Annotated in this window: 21 protein-coding genes; 10 read left to right on the forward strand and 11 right to left on the reverse strand. The window is 62.1% G+C overall.

What is annotated here, in order from left to right; all coding sequences use genetic code 11:
• Positions 1 to 27: 27 nt before the first annotated feature.
• The gene (locus tag BLU76_RS14905) at positions 28 to 405 is read left to right on the forward strand and encodes a hypothetical protein (RefSeq protein ID WP_003198200.1); all 378 of its coding nucleotides are present in this window, start codon (positions 28 to 30) and stop codon (positions 403 to 405) included.
• A 147-nt stretch (positions 406 to 552) separates the two neighbouring features.
• Here BLU76_RS14905 and BLU76_RS14910 read toward each other — a convergent pair whose 3' ends face one another.
• Complete coding sequence (locus BLU76_RS14910; RefSeq protein ID WP_003198198.1) at positions 553 to 762, reverse strand: cold shock domain-containing protein; 210 nt, start codon at positions 760 to 762, stop codon at positions 553 to 555.
• 234 nt (positions 763 to 996) lie between these two features.
• Here BLU76_RS14910 and plsB point away from each other — a divergent pair, with 234 nt between their 5' ends.
• From plsB to BLU76_RS14930, 4 genes are all read left to right on the forward strand, one after another.
• Positions 997 to 3,495, forward strand: a complete 2,499-nt coding sequence (gene plsB / locus BLU76_RS14915) for a glycerol-3-phosphate 1-O-acyltransferase PlsB (RefSeq protein ID WP_092223263.1) — start codon at positions 997 to 999, stop codon at positions 3,493 to 3,495.
• Between the two features lie 187 nt (positions 3,496 to 3,682).
• A complete protein-coding gene (locus tag BLU76_RS14920; protein WP_092144030.1) occupies positions 3,683 to 4,057 on the forward strand; it encodes a hypothetical protein in 375 nt (124 codons plus the stop codon).
• Positions 4,058 to 4,148: 91 nt separating this feature from the next.
• Positions 4,149 to 4,553, forward strand: coding sequence for a YbaY family lipoprotein (locus BLU76_RS14925; protein ID WP_063322781.1), 405 nt, complete (start codon positions 4,149 to 4,151; stop codon positions 4,551 to 4,553).
• Between the two features lie 32 nt (positions 4,554 to 4,585).
• The gene (locus BLU76_RS14930) at positions 4,586 to 5,275 is read left to right on the forward strand and encodes a DUF4197 domain-containing protein (protein WP_092223265.1); all 690 of its coding nucleotides are present in this window, start codon (positions 4,586 to 4,588) and stop codon (positions 5,273 to 5,275) included.
• Between the two features lie 185 nt (positions 5,276 to 5,460).
• Here the strand turns inward: BLU76_RS14930 and BLU76_RS14935 are convergent, their stop codons facing one another.
• Entirely contained in the window at positions 5,461 to 8,526 is a 3,066-nt protein-coding gene (locus BLU76_RS14935) for an efflux RND transporter permease subunit (RefSeq protein ID WP_092144024.1), read from the reverse strand.
• A 6-nt stretch (positions 8,527 to 8,532) separates the two neighbouring features.
• On the reverse strand, positions 8,533 to 9,633 hold the full coding sequence (locus tag BLU76_RS14940) for an efflux RND transporter periplasmic adaptor subunit (protein WP_092144020.1): 1,101 nt from the start codon (positions 9,631 to 9,633) through the stop codon (positions 8,533 to 8,535).
• A gap of 93 nt (positions 9,634 to 9,726) precedes the next feature.
• On the opposite strand from BLU76_RS14940, the gene BLU76_RS14945 reads away from it, so the two are divergent.
• Positions 9,727 to 10,362, forward strand: a complete 636-nt coding sequence (locus BLU76_RS14945) for a TetR/AcrR family transcriptional regulator (protein ID WP_092223267.1) — start codon at positions 9,727 to 9,729, stop codon at positions 10,360 to 10,362.
• A 119-nt stretch (positions 10,363 to 10,481) separates the two neighbouring features.
• On the opposite strand, the gene BLU76_RS14950 is transcribed toward BLU76_RS14945, so the two are convergent.
• Positions 10,482 to 11,264 (reverse strand): class I SAM-dependent methyltransferase, encoded by a 783-nt coding sequence (locus BLU76_RS14950; RefSeq protein ID WP_092144014.1) that lies wholly within the window; start codon positions 11,262 to 11,264, stop codon positions 10,482 to 10,484.
• 91 nt (positions 11,265 to 11,355) lie between these two features.
• Here BLU76_RS14950 and BLU76_RS14955 point away from each other — a divergent pair, with 91 nt between their 5' ends.
• On the forward strand, positions 11,356 to 11,976 hold the full coding sequence (locus tag BLU76_RS14955) for an energy transducer TonB (RefSeq protein WP_092144011.1): 621 nt from the start codon (positions 11,356 to 11,358) through the stop codon (positions 11,974 to 11,976).
• 1 nt (position 11,977) lies between these two features.
• On the opposite strand, the gene BLU76_RS14960 is transcribed toward BLU76_RS14955, so the two are convergent.
• The 7 genes from BLU76_RS14960 to ppc form a co-directional block, all read right to left on the reverse strand.
• The gene (locus BLU76_RS14960) at positions 11,978 to 12,676 is read right to left on the reverse strand and encodes an extensin-like domain-containing protein (RefSeq protein WP_092223269.1); all 699 of its coding nucleotides are present in this window, start codon (positions 12,674 to 12,676) and stop codon (positions 11,978 to 11,980) included.
• A 16-nt stretch (positions 12,677 to 12,692) separates the two neighbouring features.
• Positions 12,693 to 13,514, reverse strand: coding sequence for an isocitrate lyase/PEP mutase family protein (locus tag BLU76_RS14965; protein ID WP_092144005.1), 822 nt, complete (start codon positions 13,512 to 13,514; stop codon positions 12,693 to 12,695).
• A 31-nt stretch (positions 13,515 to 13,545) separates the two neighbouring features.
• Positions 13,546 to 14,406 (reverse strand): DUF72 domain-containing protein, encoded by an 861-nt coding sequence (locus tag BLU76_RS14970; RefSeq protein ID WP_092223271.1) that lies wholly within the window; start codon positions 14,404 to 14,406, stop codon positions 13,546 to 13,548.
• Positions 14,406 to 14,717, reverse strand: a complete 312-nt coding sequence (locus BLU76_RS14975; protein ID WP_063322791.1) for a hypothetical protein — start codon at positions 14,715 to 14,717, stop codon at positions 14,406 to 14,408. Before BLU76_RS14975 ends, BLU76_RS14970 begins: the two co-directional genes overlap by 1 nt.
• 804 nt (positions 14,718 to 15,521) lie before the next feature.
• Positions 15,522 to 16,199: a tRNA (adenosine(37)-N6)-threonylcarbamoyltransferase complex dimerization subunit type 1 TsaB gene (gene tsaB, locus BLU76_RS14980; RefSeq protein ID WP_092223273.1), complete on the reverse strand. Its 678-nt coding sequence runs from the start codon at positions 16,197 to 16,199 to the stop codon at positions 15,522 to 15,524.
• A gap of 93 nt (positions 16,200 to 16,292) precedes the next feature.
• Positions 16,293 to 16,940, reverse strand: coding sequence for an adenylate kinase (adk, locus tag BLU76_RS14985; RefSeq protein ID WP_072343510.1), 648 nt, complete (start codon positions 16,938 to 16,940; stop codon positions 16,293 to 16,295).
• A 291-nt stretch (positions 16,941 to 17,231) separates the two neighbouring features.
• A complete protein-coding gene (gene ppc, locus BLU76_RS14990) occupies positions 17,232 to 19,862 on the reverse strand; it encodes a phosphoenolpyruvate carboxylase (RefSeq protein WP_092223368.1) in 2,631 nt (876 codons plus the stop codon).
• Between the two features lie 179 nt (positions 19,863 to 20,041).
• Between ppc and BLU76_RS14995 the strand changes: the two genes are divergently transcribed.
• The 3 genes from BLU76_RS14995 (at position 20,042) to BLU76_RS15005 (ending at position 21,923) form a co-directional block, all read left to right on the forward strand.
• Complete coding sequence (locus BLU76_RS14995) at positions 20,042 to 20,386, forward strand: pilin assembly protein (RefSeq protein WP_072343512.1); 345 nt, start codon at positions 20,042 to 20,044, stop codon at positions 20,384 to 20,386.
• 283 nt (positions 20,387 to 20,669) lie between these two features.
• A complete protein-coding gene (locus tag BLU76_RS15000) occupies positions 20,670 to 21,083 on the forward strand; it encodes a DUF4398 domain-containing protein (protein WP_003198164.1) in 414 nt (137 codons plus the stop codon).
• A gap of 51 nt (positions 21,084 to 21,134) precedes the next feature.
• Entirely contained in the window at positions 21,135 to 21,923 is a 789-nt protein-coding gene (locus BLU76_RS15005; protein ID WP_063325159.1) for a lipotoxin F family OmpA-related lipoprotein LptF, read from the forward strand.
• Positions 21,924 to 22,087: the final 164 nt, after the last annotated feature.

A 22,087-nucleotide genomic window follows, 5' to 3' on the forward strand; every position in this document is an offset into this window, starting at 1 on the left:
TTTTTCAAGACCGCAGCGAGGATATCCATGCGCCAACCCGATATCGAGATTTACCTCAAAGACGCCGACGTCGACCACAAGGCCATCGCCGCCTGGCTCGGCCAGGCCCTGGGCCCGTGCAGCGACTGGGTCCAGAAAGGCCAGACCTACAAGTGCAAGGCCGGCAACATCCCGGTGACCTGGCTGCCCAAGGCCGTGGGCAAATGGAACAGCCTGTACCTGGAAAGTGACCAGACCCCGTGGGAAGACGACATCGCCTGCGCCCGCGCCGCCTTCGCCGCACTGAACGTCGAAGTGCGCTGCGCGCCTGGGTCATGGGTCGAGGAAGAAGGCGAGGAATCGGCGGATCGCTGGATTCGCATCAGTGCCGACGGGGAAGAAGAGATTACCTGGAAGACGGCGTGACGCTGACTTCCAGCCCACCGAAGAGCCAATGTGGGAGCGAGCTTGCTCACGATAGCGGCAGATCAGCCAGACTAGAAGTGACTGACACACCGCTATCGCGAGCAAGCTCGCTCCCGCAATGGGTTTTGTGTAGCCAGTGAATGCGGTTTACAACCCCACCACATCCTCAGCCTGCAGGCCTTTCTGGCCTTCCACGACGGCGTATTCGACCTGCTGGCCTTCGGTCAGGGAACGGTGGCCTTCACCGCGGATGGCGCGGTAATGCACGAACACATCCGCCCCACCTTCGCGTTGGATGAAGCCGTAACCCTTGGCGTCGTTGAACCACTTCACACTGCCGGTTTCCCGTGCTGCCATGATGCTCACTCCCATTTTTATCTTATAAGTCGGCTTTTCGATGGAAAGCCGTACGAACTTTCACCACCGTCAGGCCGTCCATGGGGAGGCCGGGTAGCAACCTGGCGAGTATATGACACCCGGAAAAACTCTCAACTGACTTTACTTCGGCGCTTTTTTGCCGATTTTCGATGAATCCGGCACACTAGCGAGCCCGAGCAGCCGCTCGGTTTTATTCACTCATGCAGAAGCCGTATGACCCGCTCCCCGTTCCGCCGTCTTGTGTTTGGCACCCTGCGCCGACTGTTGTACCTCTGGGTTCGCTCAGAGACGATCAACCAGTCGTCCTTCACCCTCAACCTCGACCGCAGTCGTCCGGTGTTCTACGTCCTGCAAGATCCTTCGCTCACTGACCTGGCGGTGCTCGACACCGAATGCACCAAGGCCGGCCTGCCCCGTCCGGTGCTGCCGGTCTCGGTGGGTAACCTGCTGGAGCCGGCGGCGTTTTTCTACCTGACGCCGGCGCCGGACTGGATCGGGCGCCAGGACAAGCGCGGTGCGCCGCCCACCCTGACGCGGCTGGTCAACGCCCTGACCCACAATGCCGCCGAAGACGCGCAGATCATCCCGGTCAGCGTGTTCTGGGGCCAGTCGCCCGACAGCGAGTCCAGCCCCTGGAAGCTGTTGTTCGCCGACAGTTGGGCCGTCACCGGGCGCCTGCGTCGCCTGTTGAGCATCATGATCCTGGGGCGCAAGACCCGCGTGCAGTTCTCCGCGCCGATCCATCTGCGCGAGCTGATCGAGCATGACAAGGGCCACGAACGCACCGTGCGCATGGCCCAACGGATCCTGCGGGTGCACTTTCGCAACCTGAAGGCCGCGGTCATCGGCCCCGACATTTCCCATCGGCGCAACCTGGTCAAGGGCCTGCTGAACCAGCCGCTGGTCAAGCAGGCGATTATCGACGAGGCCGAGCGGGAAAAGATCACCCCGGAAAAAGCCAAGGCCCAGGCCCTGCGCTATGGCAACGAAATCGCCTCGGACTACACCTACACCGCGATCCGCTTTCTGGAAGTGGTGCTCAGCTGGTTCTGGAACAAGATCTACGACGGCATCAAGGTCAACCACATCGAAGGTGTGCAAAACGTTGCCCAGGGCCACGAAGTCATCTACGTGCCGTGCCACCGCAGCCACATCGACTACTTGCTGCTGTCGTACCTGTTGTTTCGCAACGGCCTGACGCCGCCGCACATCGCCGCCGGCATCAACCTCAACATGCCGGTGATCGGTGGCCTGCTGCGCCGTGGCGGGGCGTTCTTCATGCGTCGCACCTTCAAGGGCAACCCGCTCTACACCGCCGTGTTCAACGAATACCTGCACACGCTGTTCACCAAAGGTTTCCCGGTGGAGTACTTCGTCGAGGGTGGGCGTTCGCGCACCGGGCGCATGCTGCAACCCAAGACCGGCATGCTCGCCATCACCCTGCGCAGTTTCCTGCGTTCATCGCGCATGCCCATCGTGTTCGTGCCGGTCTACATTGGTTATGAGCGCGTACTGGAAGGCCGCACCTACCTGGGCGAACTGCGTGGGGCCAGCAAGAAAAAAGAATCGATCTTCGACATCTTCAAGGTCATCGGCGCCCTCAAGCAACGCTTCGGCCAGGTGGCGGTGAACTTCGGTGAACCGATCAAGCTGGCGGAATTCCTCGACGTCGAACAACCGGGTTGGCGCCAACAGGAGCTGGGCCCGCAGTTCAAGCCGGCCTGGCTCAACGCGACCACCCACCGCCTCGGCGAGCGCGTGGCCCGGCACCTGAACGAAGCCGCTGCGATCAACCCGGTCAACCTGGTCGCCCTGGCGCTGCTGTCCACCAGCCGCCTGGCCCTGGACGACCGCGCCATGGCCCGGGTGCTGGACCTGTACCTGGCGTTGCTGCGCAAGGTCCCGTACTCGCCCCACACCACCCTGCCCGAAGGCGATGGCCGGGTGCTGATCGAACATGTAAAAGGCATGGACCTGCTGTCGGAACAGAGCGATGCCCTGGGCAAGATTCTGTACCTGGATGAGCAGAACGCGGTACTGATGACCTACTACCGCAACAACGTCCTGCACATCTTCGCCCTGCCGGCGTTGCTGGCGAGCTTCTTCCAGAGCAGCTCGCGCATGAGTCGCGAGCAGATCCTGCGCTACACCCATGCGTTGTACCCGTACCTGCAATCGGAATTGTTCATTCGCTGGTCGCTGGAAGAACTGGACGGCGTGGTCGACCAGTGGCTTGAAGCATTCGTCGAACAAGGGCTGCTGCGTTTCGAAAAAGACCTGTACCTGCGTCCGGCGCCAAGTTCGCGGCATTTCGTGCTGCTGACCCTGCTGTCAAAAAGCATTGCCCAGACCTTGCAGCGCTTCTACATGACCGTCTCGCTGCTGCTCAACAGCGGCCAGAACAGCGTCAGCGCCGAAGAGCTGGAAGACCTCTGCACCGTCATGGCCCAGCGCCTGTCGATCCTGCATGGCCTGAATGCGCCGGAGTTCTTCGACAAGAGCCTGTTCCGCCACTTCATCCAGACGATGCTCGACCTCGATGTACTGCGCCGCGACGAAGCCGGCAAACTCAGCTACCACGAGCTGCTGGGCGAACTGGCCGAAGGCGCAGCCAAGCGGGTGCTGCCAGCGGAAATTCGCCTGTCGATCCGTCAGGTGGCGCTGCATCGCAGTGACGATGCAGCGGACGTCGCCATCAGCCCCGACAGTTGAAGGTTGCCGATCACTCACCGAGAAACATGGGAGGTTCCGGTGAGTTGATGGGGCAGTCAACGAGTTTACTCCGACACCGCGCAGCGGCTAAGGTGACGTCAAACGAAGAAAAGGCCTACAGAGAACTTTGGAGCAGGCCTCTAGGATGGGTTCACGTCAATGTCGACGTACTGAAAAGGAATTCAGCATGAACATCATCACGTTAACCCTGCAACTGCCCGAAGGCTTTCAACTCCCGGAAGACGCTCGCACCGAAGTCAGTGTGCGAAATGCAGCCGGTGCACAGATCAGCGCCAGCGGCGGCCAGGGCTCCAATGTGGCGCCTAAGGAGCCAGCGGCCCAGCAGCCTTGGCAATATCGCTTTCTTGTCGAGCCCAAGATGACACCCGTAGGGGAGAAACTCTCGGTCAAGGCACAAGCGTACCGAGGCGACACCGCTCTTTTTCTTGAAACCGAACAGGCCTTCACCTGGGATGGCGGCAATCAACACGTTGACATCCCGCTGAGCCTGGCGCCAGCATCGCTGGCTGAAACTGTTCAAGCACCCGCGTTCGGTTCCTGAACCGCGACGTTACGAATGGATGCTTGGACGCAAATCCGCTAAATGCTCATTGACGCCCGTGTGGCTGGCGTCAATGAGCCAGGTGCATCCAATGAAAAAACTTGCTCTGCTTGCATCCATGGCATTACTGGCCGCTTGCCAATCGGCAACGCCCCCCTCCACGACCGTTGCGGCCCTCGATGGCGAAGTGTTCTATCTGCAACGCATTGCCCTGCCACCCAACGCTACCTTGAGCGTGAGCCTGCAGGACGTTTCCCTCGCCGACGCCCCTGCGGTGGTCCTCGATGAGCAGAGCGGCCCGATCAAAGGCCAGGTCCCGCTGCCGTTCCACCTCAGTTATGATCCAACCCAGGTCAAGCCCGGCCACCGTTATGCCGTGAGCGCCCGCATCGAAGTGGACGGCCAGTTGATGTTCATCACCACCGAACAACACACCGTGCAACTCGATGGCAAGGATCCGCAGCCGTTGAAGATTCGCGTCAACGCCGCACGCTGAGTCCTTTTCAAATTCTCTTCAAGGAAGCCCTCATGCTCCGTCCTACTCTCCGTTTCACCGGCCTGTGCGCGGGCCTGTTGATCTGCGCCAATGCCATGGCCCTGTCCTTGGGCGACCTGTCGCAAAAAGACGCCACGGGCGGTCTCAAGGACGCCTTGACCCAAGGCGCGCAGGTGGCGGTCAAGCAACTGGGCACACCCGGCGGCTTCAGCAACAACCCGGATGTGAAAATCGAACTGCCAGGCAAGCTGGGCAAAGTCGCCAGCAAGATGAAGGCCTTCGGCATGGGTGAACAGGTCGATCAACTGGAAACCAGCATGAACCAGGCCGCTGAGGCTGCCGTGGTCCAGGCTCAGCCGATCCTGGTCAATGCCGTGAAGAACATGAGCGTGGACGATGCCAAGGGCATTCTCAGCGGCGGCCAAGACTCTGCCACGCAATACCTGAACAAGAGCAGCCGCGAGCAGATCCGCGCCAAGTTCCTGCCCATCGTCAAGCAAGCCACCGACAAGGTCGGCCTGGCGCAGAAATACAATGCCTTCGCCGGCCAGGCCGCGACCTTCGGTGTGCTCGACACCAAGAGCGCCAACATCGAGAACTACGTGACCGAGCAGGCGCTGGACGGCTTGTTCGAGATGATCGGCAAGCAGGAAGCCATCATTCGCCAGAACCCGGCGGCGGCGGCGACCAGCTTGGCGAAGAAGGTTTTCGGCACCCTCTGAGCCCCAACCCGAACCAACTGAAGGAGCTTGCTCGCGATGAACACACTGCCTAGCTGACAAACCACGATCCCGTGGCGAGGGAGCTTGCTCCCGCTCGGTTGCGCAGCAACCGCAAAAGCTTGGGGCCGCTACGCAGCCCAGCGGGAGCAAGCTCCCTCGCCACAGGTTCGGTGTGCAGCTGTTGATCAGGTTTTCTTGACCCTGAACCAAGCCGCATACAACGCGGGCAAAAACAGCAACGTCAACGCCGTCGCCACGATCAACCCGCCCATGATCGCCACGGCCATCGGGCCGAAGAACAGGCTGCGCGACAGCGGGATCATCGCCAGCACCGCCGCCAGTGCCGTGAGCACAATCGGGCGGAAGCGGCGCACTGTCGCTTCGATGATCGCCTGCCAGGGCGACAGCCCCGCCTTGATGTCCTGTTCGATCTGGTCCACCAGGATCACCGAGTTGCGCATGATCATCCCCGACAGCGCGATCGTACCGAGCATGGCGACAAAACCAAACGGCTGGCGAAACATCAACAGGAACAGCGTGACACCGATCAACCCCAGTGGCGCGGTGAGAAACACCATGGCCGTGCGCGAAAAACTGCGCAGTTGCAGCATCAGCAGGGTCAACACCACCACGATGAACAACGGCACCCCGGCGTTCACCGATTTCTGGCCGCGGGCCGAATCCTCTACCGTACCGCCCACCTCCAGCAGGTAACCGTCCGGCAGTTGCGCACGAATCGGCTCCAGGGTCGGGAAGATCTGCTGCACCAGCGTCGCCGGTTGTTCCTTGCCGTAGATATCGGCCCGTACGGTCACGCTCGGCAAGCGGTTGCGGTGCCAGATCACGCCTTCTTCGAAACCGTATTCCAAGGTCGCGATCTGCGACAGGGCAACGCTCTTGCCGTTGTCGGTCGGCACCGCCAGGCTCGGCAGCAACGACAACTCGGTGCGCTCATGCACCGTGCCACGCAGCAGGATCTCGATCAGTTCGTTATCTTCCCGGTACTGGCTGACGCTGGAGCCGGTAAGGGAGCTGCGCAGGAAGCTTGCCAGGGTGGCCGTGCTCACCCCGAGGGCTCGGGCACGGTCCTGATCGACGTTCAGGTACACCACCTTGCTCGGCTCTTCCCAGTCCAGGTGCACATTGGTCACATAAGGGTTTTCGCGAACTTTCTCCGCCACTTTGCGCGCCAGGGCGCGGACCTTTTCGATGTGCTCGCCCGTGACGCGGAACTGCACCGGGTAGCCGACCGGCGGGCCGTTTTCCAGGCGAGTGACCCGCGAGCGCAGGGTCGGGAACTGTTCGTTCAGGGTCGCGATCAACCAACTGCGCAAAGGTTCGCGGTCTTCGATGGTCTTGGCCAGCACCACGAACTGGGCAAAGCTGGACGCCGGCAGTTGTTGATCCAGCGGCAGATAGAAGCGCGGTGAACCGGTGCCGACGTAGGCCACGTAATTGTCGATGCCCGCGTGGTCCTTGAGCAGCGCTTCAAGGCGCTTGACCTGCTCGGCGGTGTTGCTCAGGGAGGCGCCTTCCTGCAGCTTCAGGTCGACCATCAGTTCCAGCCGCCCCGATGCCGGGAAGAACTGCTGCGGCACGAAACGGAACAACACCACCGAGCCGACGAACAACAGCACGGTCAGGATGATGACGGTTTTGCGGCGACGTACGCACCACTCCACCATCCGCCGGACACGCTGATAGAACGGCGTGCCGTACGGGTCGGTCTGGCCGTCAGCCGTGCCATGTTTGGCCGCGTGAATTTTCGCCAGGTCCGGCAGGAGCTTTTCCCCCAGGTACGGCACAAACACCACGGCAGCCACCCAGGATGCCAGCAATGCCAGGGTCACGACCTGGAAAATCGAACGGGTGTATTCGCCGGTGCCCGATTGCGCGGTGGCGATTGGCAGGAAGCCGGCCGCGGTGATCAACGTACCGGTGAGCATCGGGAATGCCGTGCTGGTCCACGCAAAACTGGCGGCCTTGATCCGGTCGAAGCCCTGCTCCATCTTGATCGCCATCATCTCCACCGCGATGATCGCGTCGTCCACCAGCAGCCCCAGCGCCAATACCAGCGCGCCGAGGGAAATCTTGTGCAGGCCGATGCCCAGGTAGTACATCGCGGCAAACGTCATTGCCAGCACCAGCGGGATCGCCAGGGCCACCACCATCCCGGTGCGCAGCCCAAGGGAGAAGAAGCTCACCAGCAACACAATCGTCAGCGCTTCCACCAACACCTGGACGAACTCACCGACCCCGGTCTTCACCGCCGCCGGCTGGTCCGACACCTTGCGCAATTGCATGCCGGCCGGGAGCGTGTTCTGGATCCGGGCAAAATCGACCTCGAGGGCCTTGCCCAGCACCAGGATGTCGCCACCGTCCTTCATGGCCACGGCCAGGCCGATGGCATCTTCACCCATGAAACGCATGCGTGGCGCCGGTGGGTCATTGAACCCCCGGCGCACATCCGCCAGATCACTGATACGGAACGTACGATCGGCGACCCGGATCGGAAAGTTGCGGATCTCTTCCACGGTCTGGAAATTCCCGGAAACCCGTAGCTGCAGTCGCTCGCTGCCGGTTTCGAAGAAGCCAGCGGTCGACACGGCGTTCTGCTCTTCCAAGGCCTGCTGGACAGCCGCCAAGGGCAGGCCGAGGGTCGCCAGCTTCACGTTCGACAACTCGATCCAGATCTTCTCGTCCTGCAAACCGAGCAGTTCGACCTTGCCCACGTCCTTGACCCGTTGCAGCTGGATCTGGATGCGGTCGGCGTAGTCCTTGAGCACGGCGTAGTCGAAGCCGTCACCGGTCAGCGCATAGATGTTGCCGAAGGTGGTGCCGAATTCATCGTTGAAAAATGGCCCTTGGATACCCGGCGGCAAGGTGTGGCGGATGTCACTGATTTTCTTGCGGATCTGGTACCACAGCTCGGGGATCTGTACCGAATGCAGGGAGTCACGGGCCATGAAGGTCACCTGGGACTCGCCCGGACGGGAGAACGAGACGATTCTTTCGTAATCGCCGGTTTCCATCAGCTTCTTTTCGATGCGCTCAGTGACCTGTCGCGAGACTTCCTCGGCCGTGGCGCCCGGCCAGTTGGTGCGGATGACCATGGCCTTGAAGGTGAACGGCGGGTCTTCGCTCTGGCCGAGCTTGGTGTAGGAAAGCGCGCCAACGACGGCCAGCAACAACATCAGGAACAGTACGATCTGGCGGTTGCGCAGCGCCCATTCGGAAAGATTGAAACCCATCGGGGATTACTCCTTGGCCGTCAGATTGACCACGCGGTTGGAGCGATCCACCGGCCGCACCTGCTGGCCGTCGAGGAGCACATGCACGCCGGCCGCCACCACCCAATCATCGGGGCTGAGGCCTTCCAGCACCGGAACAGTCTTTTCGCCGAAGGCGCCGACCCGCACCGGGACTTTCTTCAGGGTGTTGTTGGCGTTGACTACCCAGACATAGGTCGCGCCATTTTCAGCCGTCAAAGCCGACAAGGGCACCGACAGCGGCACCTTGTCGGCGGTCTGGATAAACACCCGCGCACTCTGGCCCAGCTCGGCCGGAACGTTGCCGGCGGTGAAAGCCACACGGGCGGCGAAGGTGCGAGACTTGGGATCGGCGGCCGGCGACAGCTCGCGAATGCGTCCGCTGAAGCGCTGGTCGGGCTGGCTCCACAGTTCGACCGAAACCGGCTGGCCGATCTTGAACCGGCCAAAACCCTGCTCCGGCAGACTGATCAGCACTTCACGCTCGCCGTCGGTGGCCAGGGTAAAGACGGTTTGCCCGGCCGACACCACCTGCCCGACTTCCACCGAACGCCGGGCAACGACGCCATCCTGGGGCGCACGCAATATCGAATAACTGGCCTGGTTGTTGGCGACGTCGAACTCGGCCTTGATCTGCTTGAGCCGCGCGGTGCCGGATCGGTAAAGGTTTTCGGCGTTGTCGTACTGGGAGCGGCTGACCATCTGCCGTTCCATCAAGGTTTTGTAGCGGTCACGCTCGGCGCGTACCAGGTTCAGGTTGGCCTCGGCGGCGGCGACCTGGGCACGGGCAGCTTCCAGTTGCAGGCGCACATCTTCGGGGTCGAGCTCGGCCAATGGTTGATTGGCCTTGACCCGCTGACCCTCTTCGACCAGGCGTCGACTCACTTTGCCACCAATGCGAAAAGCCAGGTCGGGCTCGAAACGGGCGCGCACTTCGCCGGGGTAACTGTCCATCGCCTGGGCCGAAGGCTGTGGTTTCACCACCATGGCGGGGCGCACGGCGACCGGGACCGGCTCGTCATGACCGCACGCAGACAATAAAAAAGCCAGGGTGACTGGCACGGCGAGGGGCAAGGCATAGCGGAACATGGCGAGTGACCTTTCGCTAATGGTGCTTGGAATAATTATACTGGCGAGTATGTTATTAATAGCAAACTCACCAGTCCAGTATTAAAGCGAAGAATGTCGAACAATCCTCCAATCCCCTCCGGTCCCGGCCGTCCCAAGGACCTGGCCAAGCGCCAGGCCATTCTCGACGCGGCGAAGCGCTTGTTCGTGAGCATGGGTTACGCCAGTACCAGCATGGACGCCGTCGCTACCGAGGCCGGGGTCTCGAAGCTGACGGTCTACAGTCACTTCAACGACAAGGAGACGCTGTTTTCCGCTGCCGTGATAGCCAAATGTGAAGAGCAGGTGCCGCCGCTGTTTTTCGAATGGCCGGACGGCGTTCCGATCGAACACGTGCTGCTGAACATCGCCCGTGGCTTCCACCAGCTCGTCAGCAGCGAGGAATCGTTGAACCTGCATCGGCTGATCATGGCCCTGGGCAGCCAAGACCCGAAGCTCTCGACGATCTTCTACGAAGCAGGCCCACAGCGGATGCTCTCAGGCATGGAGCGGCTGCTGATCAAGGTCAACCAGAGCGGCGCCCTGAGCATCGACAAACCGCGCAATGCCGCCGAGCATTTCTTCTGCCTGATCAAGGGCGCGGCGAACTTCCGTCTGTTATACGGCTGCGGGCCTCAGTTGGAAGGCGAAGCCGCCGAGGCCCATGTACAGGAAGTGGTGGGGTTGTTCATGCGGGCTTATCGGCCTTAGCTCGACCGGTAGCCTTTCGCTGACTGGAAGGGCCACATCGCGAGCAAGCTCGCTTGTAGGGTTAGATGAACGCCACAGATCCAATGTGAGAGCTTGCTCGCGATACAGGCGACACGGTCTCAGGGCTTGAGCGCTTTCTTGGGGTAGATGTCGTAGCGACTGGATTTGCCATCGAGCCCATGACTTGGCTTCGGCCCTTCGATACATGGGGCCTTGCGTGGGCGCTTGACCACCACCCGGTGAGTCGCCAGGGCCAGGGCCGCGGCCAGCAGCGCCGGGGCGTCCGGGTCATCGCCCACCAGGGGGCGGAACAAGCGCATTTCCTTCTTCACCAGGGCGGTTTTCTCCCGATGGGGAAACATCGGGTCCAGGTAGATGACCTGGGGCGGCTCGCCCTCCCAGTTGCGCATCACCTCGATGGAATTGCCCTTGAGCAAGCGCATGCGCGCCACGATGGGCGCCACGTCGAAATCCTCCGCCCCACGGGCCAGGCCATCCTCCAACAGCGCTCCAATCAGCGGTTGACGCTCGATCAGGCTCATCTCGCAGCCCAGGCTGGCCAGCACAAACGCATCCTTGCCCAACCCGGCGGTGGCATCCAGCACTCGTGGCCGCACACCTTGGGCAATGCCGACCGCCTTGGCGATCATCTGGCCACTGCCGCCGCCGTACAACCGACGGTGGGCCGCACCGCCCTCGACGAAGTCCACCCGCACCGGCCCTGGCGCGTCCGGGCCCAGTTGCTGCAACTGCAACCCCTGCTCGCCGACCTGCAAGGCAAACTCGCCATCGTCCACCTGCAAAGGCAGGCCAAGCCGCTCGGCCCAGTGCTCGGCCTGCGGTTGAAAGGCCGGGGCCAAGGCCTCGACATGGATGCGGCAGGCCGCGGGTTGCTCACTCATGGAAACATGCTCAAAAAATTAAGGATCGGCAAAAACGGCCGATAACAACGGTGAACGGTATTTTGCCAGAGCTGAGCGTCGACCGAGAAAAATGTCAGACATTCAATCCACATCGATAGGCGTTATCTCCCCTTACGGCGATTACAGCCTGCGTAACACCCAAGCGCTGAGCGGCGTCAGTCACCTGTGGCAGGATTTTTTCGCCCGGGCCCTGGCCGATCAACTGGGTGATAACGCACCGGCGCCTGGCAGCTACCAGCCAGTGGCCCTCGATGAAGCGGTTGAACCGACCCTCGGCGCCGAGTTGCTGGAACACATCATCAGCCAGCGCACCTGCGAAGTGACCGATACACCGGTCAAGCCGCCTGAGCCGTTGTTCCTGCCCATCGCCGAATTCGAACTCGATCTGCTGGACAAGCCGTTCCCACCTTTCCCAGCGGAAGAAATCGCCGCCCAGCAAAAACAGCAGACCTTCGAAAGCAACTGGGTTCGTCCACTCGTTCTCACCGCCGGCCAACCGCTGCCGGAGCCCGGCCCGGCACCGCAACCGCGCCCACTGCACCTGCCAATCGCCGAGTTCGAACTCGACTTGCTGGACAAGCCGTTCCCGCCCTTCCCGGAAGAGGAATTGGTGGCACAACAGAAACAACTGGACTTCGACACCCGCTGGGCACGTCCGATCGTGCTGCAGAATCTGCGTATCGCCGCCTGAATCAGCGACAGATCCACCATGGTCCCACGTCCAGATGAAAATGGTTGCGGTGCGCCGCGTTGTAATCCGGGCTCAAGACCACACTGAACATATCGCAGGCGCCCTCGCGTACCTGGCGCAGGAACCGCGCGTCGGCGCTGTCCTTCGGCCAGTCCCTGAGCACGCTGATCGTGCGGCCATCGGCCAGGCGAAACCCGGCGATGTCCAGCGCACTGGCGGTGGCGTGCTGACTGCGCGCCCCGCTTTCCCGACCGTACATGTTGCGGCAGGCAAAACTGCCGAGATGATCAACCCGTGCCACTCTCTGGCCATAGGTCGCGACTGCCGCCGGCTGCAACGCATGGCGCTCGAATAGCGCGAACGCCACCGCCAACGGGCAACTGGCAAGGAAACTGCTGCTCAGGGCCACCTCACCGCCCTGTACCCTCAGCACGTTGGTCAGCGGGCAATCTGTATGGGCACCGCTGTCAGCCTGGCGAGCGGTGCGCAGCCCCGAGGTGGCGAGGGCCTGGTCGCAGAGCTGCGGGTCGTTGCGCAGGGCCATGAGTTTGAAACGGGTCAGCAGGTTCGGCGCAAGGTTGACGTCCAGCGGCGCCCAGGGATTCCATTGGGGCGGCAGCGACACCCGGCCGCGCCATACCCCCAGCACTGCGACGCCAACGAGCAGTGCCACGACAGCAAGAACTTTCAAAAACCGCACGACGTTGCCTCGGGCCTCAACCCTTGAATAATTGGTTGGCCTGCTTGAATGGCATCGAGCGGCGCGTGAAAGTGAATGTGCCCTGCTGCTGGATTTCTTCGGCGGCGCGGAAGAACTCGCCATAGGCCGCCAGAGCCAGGGCCGATCCGACGCTGATGCGCTTGACCCCCAGTTCACTCAACTGCGCGACGGTCAGGTCCAGCGCCCCGGACATCAGCACGTTCACCGGTTTCGGCGCCACGGCCCGCACCACTGCAAGCACTTGCTCGGCACTGCTCAGCCCCGGGGCGTACAACACGTCGGCCCCCGCGTCTGCGAAGGCCTTCAAGCGGCGAATGGTGTCGTCCAGGTCCGGATTGCCGTGCAGGAAGTTCTCCGCCCGGGCGGTCAGCAGGAAGGGGTACGGCAAGCTGCGCACTGCGTCGGCGGCGGCCTTGACCCGTGCCACCGCATGCTCGAAGCAATAGATCGGGCTGTCTTCGCGCCCCGTGGCATCCTCGATCGAACCACCCACCGCACCGGCCTCTGCCGCACGGAGCAGGTTACGCGCGCAATCGTCGGGGGCATCGGCAAAACCATTTTCCAGGTCCACGGCTACGGGCAGGTCGGTGGCCGCCACAATCGCCCGCACATTGGCCAGCGTGTCCTCCAGGCCCAGCGCGCCATCGGGCCGGCCCAAGGAAAAAGCATGGCCGGCACTGGTGGTCGCCAGGGCTTCAAAGCCGAGGCTGGCCAACATCTTGGCCGAACCGACATCCCACGGGTTGGGAATGACAAAAGCCCCTTCACGTTCGTGCAAGGCCTTGAACGCCTGGGCTCGACGAGTTTGCGCATCCATGTAGTTCGCTCCTGGGCAGAGAGTGTTGGCCTCAGAGCAAACCCAGTTGCTCGGCGGCGGGCTCTCTATATAGCTCAGGCAGGGCCGGCAAGCCAGGCAAACGACTCATCAGGCGAGTGTGGAAGCGTTGCGCGAGTTTCGCCGCCAGCAGGTTGTCGGCGGTGTGCAGGAAGATATAAGGCGTGCGCCCTTCTTCGATCCATCCGGCGATTTTCTCTACCCACGGCGTCAGGAACGGTTCATTGGCTTCCAGCACCGGATGGCCGATGAAGCGCACCTGCGGGCACTGGGTGAAGGCCGTCGGTCGCGGTGGCACTCGCGGTTTTTTCGATTGGGCATGGAGCACGCCAGGGTCGGTGGAGGTGCAACTGAACAGCGCCCGGGGATCAAGGCAGATACGTTCGATACCGCGGTCGAGCAACAAGCGGTTGAGTCGCCGTTCGGCATCGCCCTTGGCAAAGAACTCATCGTGGCGCACTTCCACGGCCAACGGCCGCTCGAAAGCGTCGATGAAACCCGCCAGCTCGGGCAATCGATTGGGGGTAAAGGCCTTGGATAATTGCAGCCAGAACGGCGAAACCCGCTCACCCAGGGGGCTGAGCAATTGCACGAAGGTTTCGGTGGCTGTCAGCCGCTCACGCAAGTCGCCGTTGTGGCTGATGTCACCGGGCAGTTTGGCGGTGAAGCGAAAATGTCCGGGCATGGTTTCGGCCCAACGCTGGACGATGGCCGCGGAGGGACTGGCGTAGAAAGTCGTATTACCTTCCACGGCATTGAATACTTGGGAATAGAGATTCAGGAAGTCGGAGGTTTTGGCGTCCTGGGGATAAAGATAATCGCGCCAGGCGTTTTCGCTCCAGGAGGGGCAGCCCAGGTAGTAAGGCAAGAGCATCAGATGTAGAGATCGAGACCCAGCACTTCCATATCCCAATCGACGAAACCGGCGGTACTCAGGTAGCTCGCCAGGGCCGTGGCGACACTGCGGCTCATCGCACGGTGGTAAAGCATGTCCTGCTGGCGGGCGGGAAGATTGCTCAGGCGTTGCGCGGAGGCTTTGGCGGCGCGGGCAGCCAGTTGCTCTTCAGACGGAAACTCCAGTTCGCCATCGATATCCTCATCGAAGGACTCTTGCTCAGCGATTTTGCCTGCACGAGGCTTGCGCTTGATGGGATAGGACTGGGATGAAAAGCCGTCTATACGCATAACAGAATGCTCGGTATCAATGATGGCAATTTAGCGGCACTTTCGCAGCCGCGCAAATGCGCAAGTGATAACTAGAACACATAAAGTCCAAAAGGTTTAAAAACGGGCTGAAAAAGTGACGACTGGCAATATTGGGTGTGACTTTTGGCAGGGGAAATGACTTGCGCAAGAGCACCGCTTTGGGGAAGAGCAATGCCTTTGTGGCGAGGGAGCTTGCTCCCGCTCGGCTGCGCAGCAGACGCCACTGTCGCCGGGCTGAAATATCTTCAGTGGTTGGGAAAAACGGGGGCGGCTGCGCCACCCAGCGGGAGCAAGCTCCCTCGCCACAAGCGCTCAATGGTCTTCCAGAGTGGGTCGTCGCCTGCCTTGTGCAGGCATCCAATGCATGGGCGTTCGCCAATGTCATGGGCTAGCGAGCTTCTGTGGCGAGGGAGTTTGCTCCCGCTCGGCTGCGCAGCAGACGCCACTGTCGCCGGGCTGAAATATCTTCAGTGGTTGGGAAAAACGGGGGCGGCTGCGCCACCCAGCGGGAGCAAGCTCCCTCGCCACAAGCGCTCAATGGTCTTCCAGAGTGGGTCGTCGCCTGCCTTGTGCAGGCATCCAATGCATGGGCGTTCGCCAATGTCATGGGCTAGCGAGCTTCTGTGGCGAGGGAGCTTGCTCCCGCTCGGCTGCGCAGCAAACGCCACTGTCGCCGGGCTGAAATATCTTCAGTGGTTGGGAAAAACGGAGGCGGCTGCGCCACCCAGCGGGAGCAAGCTCCCTCGCCACAACGCTGCCCGCTTGAGAGTGGCGTGATGCTTTTTACCGCTCGGACTTGGGCGTTGCCACCTTGTCCCGCAGGTACACCGGCTGCGCATCATCGGCGGGAATGGCGTCGCCGCGTTCCCAGGCGAAGCGCGCCAGGGCCAGCAGGTCTTCGGCGTGAGGCAGCAGGGTGGCGTCCTGGCCGGTCAGGCTGACGGCGATGCGCTCGCCGTAGCCCCAACCGGTACCGGCACCGAACCATGCACCGTCGGCCCCGCTTGGCAACGCCGCGGCCTCGGGTGGCAATACCGCCTCAGCACCGACCAGGCGCATCTCGCCGTCGGTTTCGCGATAGCAGCCCCAGTACACCTCGTCCATGCGCGCATCGATGGCCGCTGCGACTTGGCGGGCGCCCTGTTCACGCAAGGCGCGCTGGGCCAGCACCGCCAGGTTCGACACCGGCAACACCGGCCGCTCCAGGGCAAACGCCAACCCTTGCACCACGCCGATGGCGATGCGCACGCCGGTAAAAGCCCCCGGCCCGCGACCGAAGGCAATCGCATCCACCGCCTGCAAGGTCGTCCCGGCATCGCTCAGCAGTTTCTGGATCATCGGCAATAGTTTCTGCGCATGCAGGCGCGGGATCACCTCGTAATGGCTCGTGACCTTGCCGTCGTGCAGCAAGGCAACGGAGCAAGCTTCAGTCGCGGTGTCCAGGGCCAGCAAGGTGCTCATCGATGTGTCCGTAAATCAGGTGGAAAAAAGTGCGCCAGTATAAACAACTACGGCCCGCAAGCGGGCCGTAGTTGATGCAACTGATCAGACTTTTCAGCTCAGCGCTTCGAGCACCTTGCCGGTGATCGCATCGACCGAGCCAACGCCCGGGATGTGGCTGTACTTCGGCTTGCCCTGGGCAGCCGACAGGTTCTGGTAGAACGCCACCAGCGGCTTGGTCTGGGAATGGTAGACCGACAGGCGATGACGCACGGTTTCTTCGGTGTCGTCCTTGCGCTGCACCAGCTCTTCACCGGTAACGTCGTCCTTGCCCGCGACTTTCGGCGGGTTGTAGACGGTGTGGTAGACACGGCCGGATGGCTCGTGGACGCGACGACCGGCAATGCGCTGGACGATCTCTTCGTCGTCGACCGCGATTTCGACCACGTGATCGAGCTCAACACCGGCAGTCACCAGGGCTTCGGCCTGGGGAATGGTGCGCGGGAAGCCGTCGAACAGGAAGCCGTTGGCGCAATCGGCTTGAGCGATACGATCCTTGACCAGGGCGATGATCAGGTCATCCGACACCAGGCCGCCGGCATCCATGATGCTCTTGGCCTTGACGCCCAGCTCGGTGCCCGCCTTGACTGCGGCACGCAGCATGTCGCCAGTGGAAATTTGCGGGATACCGAATTTTTCGGTGATGAACTTTGCCTGAGTACCTTTACCGGCCCCGGGAGCTCCCAGCAGAATGACGCGCATCGATGTGCTCCTCAATTTTTTTATGTAAAACGCTCGGATTCGCCTCGTGGGGCCAATCTTCGAAAAACAGGATCGTGACCGCCCAAACGGCCAAAGGCTGATCAAGATACACAGCAGGCCCGACCCACACAAGCCGCCGAAAGTCGGAGGAACCCGCACCCGATACGACCTTCGGAGGAGGTGGCGAGAGTCGCAACCGGGCAACAAACTGTCGCCTGGCCAACCCGTTCCCTCCCCCGGCGGACAACGCCCGGGAACGCCGGGCGAGCCGTTTCGGTGCGCTGCCTGATCTTAGCCGGTATTGCGCAAACCGGCGGCAATCCCCGCCACAGACACCAGCAACGCCTGTTCCACGGGGCTGCCCTGGGCCACATCCTGCCGCCGCGAGCGCGCCAACAGTTCGGCCTGCAGCAGGTGCAGTGGGTCGAGGTAAGTGTTGCGCAGGCGAATGAATTCCAGCGTGGCTGGGCTATGTGCCAGTAGCTGCGACTGACCGGTCAACCCAAGGACCACCGAGCACGCCTGCGACAATAGGTCGCGTAAATGCGCACCCAAAGGCAGCAGCCCAGGTTCCACCAAACGCTCGTCGTAGGAGCGGGCAATGTCGGCGTCGGCCTTGGCCAGCACCATTTCCAGCATATCGATGCGGGTCCGGAAGAACGGCCACTGTTCGCGCATTTGCCCCAACAGCTCGCCTTCGCCACGCTCCAGGGCCTTGCTCAGTGCGGTTTCCCAGCCGAGCCAGGCCGGCAGCATCAAGCGGGTCTGGGTCCAACCGAAGATCCACGGGATCGCCCGCAGGCTTTCGATGCCACCGGCCCGACGCTTGGCCGGACGGCTGCCCAGGGGCAGGCGCCCCAGTTCCTGCTCGGGGGTGGACTGGCGGAAGTACTCGACAAATTGCGGGTTTTCCCGCACCACGGCGCGGTAGGCACGGACGCCATCGGCCGCCAGCTCGTCCATCAGGTCCCGCCACTGCGGCGTGGGCGGCGGCGGTGGCAGCAGCGTCGCTTCGAGCACGGCGGCGAGATAAAGGTTGAGGTTCTGTTCGGCGATGTCCGGCAGGCCGAATTTGAAACGAATCATTTCGCCCTGCTCGGTGGTGCGGAAACGCCCGGCCACCGAACCCGGTGGCTGGGACAGGATCGCCGCGTGCGCCGGACCACCACCACGGCCCACGGTGCCGCCGCGACCATGGAACAACAGCAGTTCGACTTGCTGCTCGCGGCAGATGTCCACCAGCCGCTCCTGGGCCCGATACTGCGCCCAGGCCGCCGCAGTGGTCCCGGCATCCTTGGCCGAATCGGAATAGCCGATCATCACTTCCTGAGGACCTTGCAGCCGCGAGCGATAACCGGGCAGCAGCAACAGCCGCTCGATCACCGGCCCGGCGTTGTCCAGGTCGGCCAGGGTCTCGAACAGCGGTACCACGCGCATTGGCCGCAACACGCCGGCGTCCTTCAACAACAGCTGCACCGCGAGGACATCGGAAGCCGCACCGGCCATGGAGATCACGTAGGAACCCAGGGACGCCGCTGGCGCCGCGGCCACTTCTCGGCACGTCGCCAAGACTTCCGCCGTATCGGCCGATGGCTTGAAATGGGCCGGCAGCAGCGGACGCCGGTTGCTCAGTTCCGCCAGCAAGAAGCTGATGCGCTGCTCCTCGTTCCAATCCTCATAGCGCCCCAGCCCCAAGTAGTCGGTTATTTCCGTCATGGCGGCGGTATGGCGCGTCGAGTCCTGGCGCACATCGAGGCGCACCAGGAACAGACCGAACGTCACCGCCCGGCGCAGGCAATCGAGCAGCGGCCCGTCGGCAATCACGCCCATGCCGCATTCGTGCAACGAGTGGTAGCACAGCTCCAGGGGGTCCAGCAGCTCGCGGTTGTGCTGTAACACGTCGGCGCTTGGCGGCGTGGCGGCACTCAAGGAGGCGTGGGCCCAGTTGCGGGTGGCGCGCAGGCGTTCACGCAATTGCTTGAGCACGGCGCGATAAGGTTCGGCGCTGTCGCCGGCCTGGGCACGCAAGGCCTCGCTGGCGTGTTGCATGGACAACTCGGCCGCCAGTTGATCGACATCACGCAGATACAGGTCCGCCGCCATCCACCGCGCCAGCAACAGCACCTCGCGGGTCACGGCAGCGGTGACATTCGGGTTGCCGTCGCGGTCGCCGCCCATCCACGAGGCAAAACGGATTGGCGCGGCCTCCAGCGGCAGGCGCAAGCCGGTCGCGGCATGCAGGGCCTGGTCGGCCTTGCGCAGGTAATTGGGAATGGCCTGCCACAACGAGTGTTCGATCACCGCGAACCCCCACTTGGCCTCGTCCACCGGGGTCGGCCGGGTGCGGCGGATTTCTTCGGTGTGCCAGGCTTCGGCGATCAAGCGTTGCAGGCGTTCGTGAATCTGCGCGCGCTCGACGCTGGTCAGGTCGCGGTGATCCTGGGCCGCCAGTTGCGCGGCGATGGCGTCATATTTCTGGATCAGTGTACGGCGAGCCACTTCCGTGGGGTGTGCCGTGAGGACCAATTCGATCTCCAGCCGCCCCAATTGCCGGGCCAGGGCCTCGGCGCCATGGCCTTCGGCCCGCAACCGGGCGAGCAGCTCGGGCAACACCCGCGCCTCGAAGGGTTCCGGCTGCGATTCTTCGCGGCGGTGGATAAGTTGATATTGCTCGGCGATATTGGCCAGGTTGAGAAACTGGTTGAATGCCCGCGCCACCGGCAGCAGTTCGTCCTCGCTCAACTGGTTGAGGCTGGCGCTGAGTTCGGCGTCCACGGAACCGCGTCGGTCAGCCTTGGCGCCCTTGCGGATCTGCTCGATCTTGTCGAGAAACGCATCCCCGTATTGTTCGCGGATGGTGTTGCCCAATAACTCACCCAGCAGGTGAACGTCTTCGCGCAAGCGTGCATCGATATCGGTCATCAGCATTTCTCCAGCAAAAAGTCCGGACAGCTCTTGGATTAGAGAGTGCCGATGCCCACCGTTTCTGACAAGCGACGAAGGGACTTTAAACCTTGCAGGACAAAGCTAGTCTCATGATTAAGCCACACAACGGCTTGTCACTCACCGCGCCTGCCACGAGCAGGCTTATTGAGGTCATCATGAAAATTCGTGAGCTTGCCCAGCATTGGGAAGAAAACGCCAAGGGCCGTCTGACCGAGACTGGCTACACGATTCACCTGGACGTGGAAGCCGCCGCCCGGCTGGCAGCAATCTGCGACATGTACCCCAAGCGCCAGCCCGAGGAGCTGCTCGGCGAGCTGATCGGAGCGGCACTGGAAGAGCTGGAAGCCAGCTTCCCCTACATCAAGGGCTCGCAAGTCGTCGCCACCGATGAAGAAGGCGACCCGCTGTACGAAGACGTGGGTCCGACCCCGCGATTCCTCGCCTTGTCCCGGCGGCATCTGCACGACCTTTCCTCGCAGAACGACAAATCCAAACACTGACCGCTTTCATTCCTGGTTGCGACTTTCCGGCGCGGTGGCTTTCCACCCGCGCCGCAATACCGCTGCGCGCCTTGAAAGTTCAGCTTTTTTGCCGCTGACCGATCAGTCAGTAATTCTTTTGGCGAATGGCCATCTTCGCTGAACTTTTGAAAAACGCCTCGGGTCACACCGAGTAACCATACTGGAACGGTTGTTTAAATAAACGCGCCTTGGCGCCAGCGCCAAACCAGACGTCACGGCTTCGGTCCCAGCATGGATTTGTCGTTTTTTCAGGAGTTTTCCAATGGAGTTGAAGCCTATGAATACCTGCACTGCCAAACCCTCATCCACTGGCCTGCGCGGCTTGAAGTTGGCTGCCCTGGCGATCGGTAGCAGCTTCATTCTCGCCGGTTGCGCCGGTAATCCACCTTCGGAGCAGTACGCGGTGACCCAATCGGCGGTCAACAGCGCCGTCAGCGCCGGCGGTACCGAATTCGCTGCTGTGGAAATGAAATCGGCCCAGGACAAACTCAAGCAGGCGGAAATCGCCATGCATGACAAGAAGTACGACGAAGCCAAGCGTCTGGCCGAACAGGCCGAGTGGGACGCCCGCGTCGCCGAGCGCAAGGCTCAGGCCGCCAAGGCCGAACAAGCACTCAAGGATTCTCAGAAAGGGGTTCAGGAACTGCGTCAGGAAGGCATGAACAAGGTTCAGTAAGCCGTTCACGCCACGACGTACTTCTCATTGATAAAAGGACGACAGACTATGATGCACAAACACTTGATGATGCCCGCCCTGCTCGCTGCCTGCGTAGCCCTGGCCGCTTGCTCCCACGACCCGAACGCGAACCTGGAACAGGCCCGCACCAATTACAACGGCCTGCAGGCTGATCCAGCGGCGACCAAAGTGGCCGCACTGGAAACCAAGGACGCCGCCGACTTCCTGGCCAAGGCTGACAAGGCCTATATGGACAAGGAAGACGAAGCCAAGGTCGACCAGTTGGCCTACCTGACCAACCAGCGCGTCGAAGTGGCCAAGCAGACCATCGCCCTGCGCAACGCCGAAGCCGAGCTGAAAAACGCCGGTGACGAACGTGCGCGTGCCTTGCTCGATGCGCGTAACGCGCAGATCAAGCAACTGCAGGACAGCCTCAACGCCAAGCAGACCGAACGCGGTACGCTGGTGACCTTCGGCGACGTGCTGTTCGCCACCAACAAGTCCGACCTGCGCGCCAGCGGCATGACGAATGTGAACAAACTGGCGCAGTTCCTCCAGGAAAACCCGGACCGCAAGGTGATCATCGAAGGCTACACCGACAGCACCGGTTCGGACTCCTACAACCAGTCGCTGTCCGAGCGCCGCGCCAACTCGGTGCGTATGGCTCTGGTGAATATGGGCGTGAACATGGACCGTATCGTGACCCAAGGCTATGGCAAGGAATTCCCCGTGGCTGACAACACCAGCGTCTCGGGCCGTGCCATGAACCGTCGCGTGGAAGTGACCATCTCCAACGACAACCAGCCAGTGGCCCCGCGCTCGACCATGAGCGCCAACTGATCGACTGACGGCCAACAAAAAGCCCCGCCTGACTTCAATCAGGCGGGGCTTTTTAATGGCTGCACATTTTGTTGAGCGGGTCGTATCCCCTGTGGGAGCGAGCTTGCTCGCGATGGCGGCAGGTCAGTCGACATAGGTGTTGACTGATCCACCGCTATCGCGAG

Origin of the sequence: Pseudomonas sp. NFACC08-1 (genome assembly GCF_900106735.1) — a bacterium.
GTDB classification, from domain to species: Bacteria; Pseudomonadota; Gammaproteobacteria; order Pseudomonadales; family Pseudomonadaceae; genus Aquipseudomonas; species Aquipseudomonas fluorescens_Q.

Coding starts and splice junctions, on each gene's coding strand:
- BLU76_RS14905 (WP_003198200.1), top strand. CDS start 28: ATGCGCCAACCCGATATCGAGATTTACCTCAAAGACGCCGACGTCGAC.
- BLU76_RS14910 (WP_003198198.1), bottom strand. CDS start 762: ATGGCAGCACGGGAAACCGGCAGTGTGAAGTGGTTCAACGACGCCAAG.
- plsB (WP_092223263.1), top strand. CDS start 997: ATGACCCGCTCCCCGTTCCGCCGTCTTGTGTTTGGCACCCTGCGCCGA.
- BLU76_RS14920 (WP_092144030.1), top strand. CDS start 3,683: ATGAACATCATCACGTTAACCCTGCAACTGCCCGAAGGCTTTCAACTC.
- BLU76_RS14925 (WP_063322781.1), top strand. CDS start 4,149: ATGAAAAAACTTGCTCTGCTTGCATCCATGGCATTACTGGCCGCTTGC.
- BLU76_RS14930 (WP_092223265.1), top strand. CDS start 4,586: ATGCTCCGTCCTACTCTCCGTTTCACCGGCCTGTGCGCGGGCCTGTTG.
- BLU76_RS14935 (WP_092144024.1), bottom strand. CDS start 8,526: ATGGGTTTCAATCTTTCCGAATGGGCGCTGCGCAACCGCCAGATCGTA.
- BLU76_RS14940 (WP_092144020.1), bottom strand. CDS start 9,633: ATGTTCCGCTATGCCTTGCCCCTCGCCGTGCCAGTCACCCTGGCTTTT.
- BLU76_RS14945 (WP_092223267.1), top strand. CDS start 9,727: ATGTCGAACAATCCTCCAATCCCCTCCGGTCCCGGCCGTCCCAAGGAC.
- BLU76_RS14950 (WP_092144014.1), bottom strand. CDS start 11,264: ATGAGTGAGCAACCCGCGGCCTGCCGCATCCATGTCGAGGCCTTGGCC.
- BLU76_RS14955 (WP_092144011.1), top strand. CDS start 11,356: ATGTCAGACATTCAATCCACATCGATAGGCGTTATCTCCCCTTACGGC.
- BLU76_RS14965 (WP_092144005.1), bottom strand. CDS start 13,514: ATGGATGCGCAAACTCGTCGAGCCCAGGCGTTCAAGGCCTTGCACGAA.
- BLU76_RS14970 (WP_092223271.1), bottom strand. CDS start 14,406: ATGCTCTTGCCTTACTACCTGGGCTGCCCCTCCTGGAGCGAAAACGCC.
- BLU76_RS14975 (WP_063322791.1), bottom strand. CDS start 14,717: ATGCGTATAGACGGCTTTTCATCCCAGTCCTATCCCATCAAGCGCAAG.
- tsaB (WP_092223273.1), bottom strand. CDS start 16,199: ATGAGCACCTTGCTGGCCCTGGACACCGCGACTGAAGCTTGCTCCGTT.
- adk (WP_072343510.1), bottom strand. CDS start 16,940: ATGCGCGTCATTCTGCTGGGAGCTCCCGGGGCCGGTAAAGGTACTCAG.
- ppc (WP_092223368.1), bottom strand. CDS start 19,862: ATGACCGATATCGATGCACGCTTGCGCGAAGACGTTCACCTGCTGGGT.
- BLU76_RS14995 (WP_072343512.1), top strand. CDS start 20,042: ATGAAAATTCGTGAGCTTGCCCAGCATTGGGAAGAAAACGCCAAGGGC.
- BLU76_RS15000 (WP_003198164.1), top strand. CDS start 20,670: ATGGAGTTGAAGCCTATGAATACCTGCACTGCCAAACCCTCATCCACT.
- BLU76_RS15005 (WP_063325159.1), top strand. CDS start 21,135: ATGCACAAACACTTGATGATGCCCGCCCTGCTCGCTGCCTGCGTAGCC.